The 5,604-nt window shown below is 70.6% G+C and carries 5 protein-coding genes; all 5 read right to left on the bottom strand.

The genetic code is table 11. The features are described from left to right. Window positions 1-148 precede the first annotated feature (148 nt). The gene (locus tag CCR97_RS14220; RefSeq protein ID WP_111355558.1) at window positions 149-1,171 is read right to left on the bottom strand and encodes a DUF4424 domain-containing protein; all 1,023 of its coding nucleotides are present in this window, start codon (window positions 1,169-1,171) and stop codon (window positions 149-151) included. A gap of 213 nt (window positions 1,172-1,384) precedes the next feature. After that, on the bottom strand, window positions 1,385-1,759 hold the full coding sequence (locus tag CCR97_RS14215) for an AzlD family protein (protein ID WP_111360685.1): 375 nt from the start codon (window positions 1,757-1,759) through the stop codon (window positions 1,385-1,387). After that, window positions 1,743-2,480, bottom strand: a complete 738-nt coding sequence (locus tag CCR97_RS14210; RefSeq protein WP_111360684.1) for an AzlC family ABC transporter permease — start codon at window positions 2,478-2,480, stop codon at window positions 1,743-1,745. The genes CCR97_RS14215 and CCR97_RS14210 overlap by 17 nt, the downstream gene beginning before the upstream one ends. A gap of 354 nt (window positions 2,481-2,834) precedes the next feature. Further along, window positions 2,835-4,760 carry an ATP-dependent zinc metalloprotease FtsH gene (ftsH, locus tag CCR97_RS14205; protein WP_111360421.1) on the bottom strand — a complete coding sequence of 642 codons (1,926 nt, stop codon included), beginning with the start codon at window positions 4,758-4,760 and terminating at the stop codon, window positions 2,835-2,837. Window positions 4,761-4,950: 190 nt separating this feature from the next. Further along, window positions 4,951-5,547 (bottom strand): PP-loop family protein, encoded by a 597-nt coding sequence (locus tag CCR97_RS14200; protein WP_201159584.1) that lies wholly within the window; start codon window positions 5,545-5,547, stop codon window positions 4,951-4,953. Window positions 5,548-5,604 lie beyond the last annotated feature (57 nt).

Here is a 5,604-nt window from a genome sequence, read left to right as displayed (position 1 = left end):
GAAAGGGCGTCGGCGACACAGCGATGTCCGTCGTGGCATGCACCCCCTCTCCACCTCTCCCCCGCTCGCGGGGGAGAGCGCAGGCTGTGCCTGCGGCACGGGTCGTGCACCGGACCGTCTCCGCAAGGAAACGAGGCTCGGGTTCCAGCTACGGCTCCGACTTGATCTTCTTCAGGATCAGCACGTGGAGATCGCCCTGCGGCGTGTAGTCGGTCTTGAGCATCTCGAACGTGGTCGGGCCGATCTTCGTCACGCCCGTCCCGCAGAAGCTGATCAGGCTGTCGGGATCGCCCTTGTCGACGACGAGACGAAAATCGCGGATCGGGCCGGACCAGTTGGCGCCGGTCGAGAGCACGTAGTCGATTCGCTGCTCGCTGTAGGGCGGACCGAACTCCGCCTTCGCGGTTTTCCGCGCGCGCTCCAGGGTCGCGAGCAGATCGTTCTCGACGCAGTATTTCTTGATGTGCTCGAGGATCTCCGGCTCGCGCGCCAGCGACGGCGCGCCGAGCGACGTCTGCACGCTCAGCCCCACGCTCGGCGTGTAGCGATGCTCGATCACGGTCTCGCCGCGGGCCGGAAAGGTCTGCTGCCAGTAGAAGGTCGTCTTCAGGCTCCACCGCGGGGCAAGGTGCCGCTCCATGCCCTTGCCGGCGTCGTACTCGTCGACGAAGGCGAGGTCGAGCTTCAGGAGCTCGTCCCATTTGTCTTTCGGCAGCCGGTCGAGCGCCGCGCCGGTCGCCTGCAGATGCGGCGCGAGCGGCACGCCGAGGCTTTGCAGCAGCGCCGTGCGGTCGACGCCGTCGGCGCCGGTGACGCGCTGCTCGACCGCGGTCGTCACCGGCGCGCCGTTCACCGTGGTCGAGAAGCCCAAGAGATTGACCGGGTCCTCGGTCGGCACCGCGATGTTCTGGTCGGGGCCGTCGACCTTGATGTCCGGCATCGGGAAGGCGACGTGGACGGTGACGTCCTGGGCGCTCCGGTTGAAGAAGCGGTAGCGCACCTTGATCTCGGCGGCCGAGACGAACAGGTCCTCGGACAGCATCTGGACGGCGTCGTTCTTCACGAAGACGAGCCCGCCGGTGGCGAGCTCGGCCGTGGAGTCGTTCGCCCGCGCGTCGCCCGCGGCGAGACCGAGCGCCAGCGTCAGCGCGAGAGCAGGTGTGGTCCGCATCGTCGTGATCTCCTGGAGCGAGGGTCGGTCTTGCACGATCCGTCATTCCGGGGCGCGCCAATGGCGCGAACCCGGAATCCAGCGGCGATCTCGGACGGCTTGGCTGGATTCCGGGTTCGGCGCTGTGCGCCGCCCCGGAATGACCAGACCCTGCAGCACACGTGAATGCCTGAAACGGTATGCCCGCCGACCGCAGCCGCGTCCAGGCCGGCCCTACGCCAGCCCGGCGGCGCGGGCCGCGGCGGCGACCGCCATGCCGACCATCACGGCGAGGAAGTCGTTGCGGGCGATCCACATGGTGAGCACGCCGGCGCCGACCGCGGCGGCCGCCAGCGGGCCGCCGTTGACCACGATGGGCAGTACCGTGGCGGCGACGATCGAGCCGGGCAGAGCGGCGAGCATGCGCTGGACGCGCGGCGTCAGCGGCACCCGCCCCATCATCCAGAAGCCGCCGGCCCGCATCGCATAGGTGACGAGCGCCATGGCGGCGATGGCGATCCACACGCCGAGATCGCCCCCGGCGACGCCGCTCGTGGCGAGGCCGCTCGTGGCGACCACGGTGCCCGCCGGATCAATCGCGCCGGTCATCGACGAGCCCCCCGGTGACGGCGCCGGCGAGGGCACCCGCGACGATGAAGGTCCAGCCGCCGACGAGCCGCTCGACGACGAGTGCGACGACGCCGGCGACCATCCAGGGCAGGGCGGCGCGCCGGCCGCGCCACAGCGGCACCAGCATGGCGCCGAAGAACACCGGCATCACGAAGTCGAGCCCCCAGCGCCGCGGGTCGGCGATCAGGGTGCCGAGCGCGAAGCCGAGCTGGGTGAAGCCGAGCCAGAACGAGGCGAGCAGCACGCTGGCGCCGAAGAACACGCCGGCGTCGTTGCCGCCCTCGGCGCGGTAGCGCATCGAGACGATCCAGCTCGGGTCCGAGGTGAGATGCAGGACCGGATAGATCCACGGCGGCATCGCGCCGAACCACGGTCGCAGCGTCGCCGTGATCAGCAGCATGCGGGCGTTCACGGTGAGCGCGATCAGCGCGAGCCCGAGCACGGTGCCCGGCGAGAACTGGTTCGGCCACAACTCCAGCACGACGAGCTGCGAGGCGGACGCGAACATCGTCACGCACATCGCCAGGTTCTCGCCGAAGGAGAGCCCGACGCGCGCCGCCGAGGCGCCGGTCGCGAGCGCGATCGCCATCATGCCGGGCATCACCGGCAGCGCGAGCCGGACGCCGTGCAGGAAGCCGGCGCGGGTGAGCGGCACCGGGCCGGCGGAGGGATCGGACGTCGGGGGCGGATGGGCCGTCATGATAGGGCGCAACGTCGCGGCGGAGAGGAGAGCGGAGGAAGAATGCCGAGCAGCAGGAGCGGGGCGCGTCACCTCTCCCCGCTCGCGGGGAGAGGTCGACGACTGCGCGTCAGCGCAGTCGTCGGGTGAGGGGGCGTCGCCGCAAGTCGGTGACTCTCGGCATCGTGGAGGCGCCCCCTCACCCGACTCGCCGCTTCGCGGCGAGCCACCCTCTCCCCGCACGCGGGGAGAGGGACGTCGCGGCGCCGGAACGCGGGCAGCGAACGAACCGCGCAGCGGGGAGAGGGACGGTCCCGTCCCAAAAGAAAACGCCCGCGACCGGCGGGCGTTCTCGGATCGTGGTGGAGGCCCGCGTCAGCCGGTCGGCTGGGGCTCCATGTCGCCGGCGCCGGCCTCGGGGCGCGGGCGCGGCTTGCCGGCGGTCGGCACCGCCGAGCCGCGCGGGCCCGACGGCTCGATCACCGACTCGCGGTTCGGCCGCTTGCCGTTGAGCAGGTCCTTGATCTCGTCGCCGGTCAGCGTCTCGAACTCGATCAGGCCCTTGGCGAGCGTCTCGAGCTGGTCGCGCTTCTCGGTGAGGATCTTGGTCGCCTCGGCGTGACCTTCCTCGACCAGCCGCCGCACCTCGGCGTCGATCTTCTGGGCGGTCGACTCCGACACGTTCTGCTGGCGGGCGACCGACATGCCGAGGAACACCTCGTCCTGGTTCTCGCCGTAGGCGACGGCGCCGAGCTCGGGCGAGAAGCCCCAGCGCGTCACCATCATCCGGGCGAGGCGGGTCGCCTGCTCGATGTCGGACTGGGCGCCCGACGTCACCTTGTCGCGGCCGAAGATCATCTCCTCGGCGACGCGACCGCCCATCATGATGGCGAGCCGCGAGGTCATCTGCTCGAAGCTCATCGAGAGCTTGTCGCGCTCGGGGAGCTGCATGACCATGCCGAGCGCCCGGCCGCGCGGGATGATGGTCGCCTTGTGGACCGGGTCGGTCGCCTTGACGTTGAGGGCGACGATGGCGTGGCCGCCCTCGTGATAGGCGGTGAGGAGCTTCTCCTCCTCGGTCATCACGAGCGACTTGCGCTCGGCGCCCATCATCACCTTGTCCTTGGCGTCCTCGAACTCGACCTGGGTGACCATGCGCTTGTTGCGCCGGGCCGCCATCAGGGCCGCCTCGTTGACGAGGTTCATCAGATCGGCACCCGAGAAGCCCGGGGTGCCGCGCGCGACGGTCTTCAGGTTCACGTCCGGCGCCAGCGGCACCTTGCGGACATGGACCTTCAGGATCTGCTCGCGACCGACGACGTCCGGGTTCGGCACCACGACCTGACGGTCGAAGCGGCCGGGACGCAGCAGCGCCGGGTCGAGCACGTCGGGCCGGTTGGTCGCGGCGATGAGGATGATGCCCTCGTTCGCCTCGAAGCCGTCCATCTCGACCAGGAGCTGGTTCAGGGTCTGCTCGCGCTCGTCGTTGCCGCCCCCGAGGCCGGCGCCGCGATGGCGGCCGACCGCGTCGATCTCGTCGATGAAGATGATGCAGGGCGCGTTCTTCTTCGCCTGCTCGAACATGTCGCGCACCCGCGACGCGCCGACGCCGACGAACATCTCGACGAAGTCGGAGCCCGAGATGGTGAAGAACGGCACGTTGGCCTCGCCGGCGACCGCACGGGCGATCAGCGTCTTGCCGGTGCCGGGCGGGCCGACCAGCAGCACGCCGCGCGGGATGCGCCCGCCGAGCCGCTGGAACTTGCCCGGGTCACGCAGGAACTCGACGATCTCCTGCAGGTCCTGCTTGGCCTCGTCGACGCCGGCGACGTCCTCGAAGGTGACGCGGCCGTGCGCCTCGGTCAGGAGCTTCGCCCGCGACTTGCCGAAGCCGAGCGCCTTGCCGCCCGCCCCCTGCATCTGCCGGGACAGGAAGATCCACACGCCGATCAGCGCGATGAAGGGCAGCCAGGAGACCAGCAGCGAGACGAACCAGGGCACGTTCTCCTGCTGCGGCCGCGCCGTGATGGACACGCCCTTCTTGTAGAGCTTGTCGATCAGGGTCGGATCGTTCGGCGCATAGGTGTTGAAGTTGCGACCGTCCGTGAAGGTGCCGTGGATCTCGGGACCCTGAATGACGACGTCCCGCACCCGCCCCTGATCGACCTCGTTCAACAGTTGCGAGAAGGCGATGTCCTGAGACACCGAACGCTGCGCGGGATTCTGGAACAGGGTGAACAAGGCGAGCAGCAGCAGGACGATGATCACCCAGAGGGCAAAGTTCCGCAGATTTGCGTTCATCAGGCGTCCTCGTGCCCCGTGGCTCATAAGACCGTGGGCGGTTGGCAGGCGAATTCCAGGCCGCACGCACCGTGTGTCGGGGCATGACGCCAATGTAAGAGCCTCGTCCCCGCCCCACAAGCGCACAGGCCCCGATGCGACGACTTGGCGGGCCCCGTGGTGAACGGGAATTCTTCACGGTTCCGAGGGACTAGGCGCCGGCGCCCCGGGGGCCGCCCGCGGCGGTTCTCCCGGCCCGGCGGGCCGGAGCGGGCTCGACGGTGAGCCGGCCTCGGGACAACGTCACCATCGCACCGGCGAGCGTGCGGCGAAACCGCGCAGACGGTGCCCCTGTCGGGCCGAGCACGGCGGCGTGAAGGGCCGTCGCGACGGCTTCCAGCTTGCCGAGCTCCACCGGACCCTCGGTCGCGGCCGCCGCGACGAGCCGGCCGAGCAGGCGAATCCGCAGCTCTTCCGGGGCGTTGGCCCAGGCGCGGGCGTCCACCCGCACGGCCGCGCCGGGGGGCGGCGCGGCCTCGAGGTCGAGGCCGAGGTCGCCGGCGAGCCGGTTGGTCGCGTCGTCGAGCGCCGCGTCGGCGCGGCGCATGCGCTCGGCGAAGCGGGCGAGGCGGGCCGCAGAGAGGCCTTCGGCGGCCAGCGCGGGCAGCAGCCGGCGCAACCGCGAACGAGTGAATCGTGGATCACGGTTCGACGGATCGTCGGCGAACGCGACGCCGGCGGCCCGCAGCGTCGCCACCAGCCGGGCCTTCGGAACGTCGAGGAACGGGCGGAGGAGGAGAAGAGGCACTTGGTCCCTCTCCCCGCGCGCGGGGAGAGGGTGGCTCGCCGCGCAGCGGCGAGACGG

It is taken from the genome of Rhodoplanes elegans (genome assembly GCF_016653355.1).
In the GTDB taxonomy this organism is placed as follows: domain Bacteria; phylum Pseudomonadota; class Alphaproteobacteria; order Rhizobiales; family Xanthobacteraceae; genus Rhodoplanes; species Rhodoplanes elegans.
Note: the sequence above shows the minus strand (reverse complement) of the source record. Positions and strands in the feature narration are given on the sequence as shown.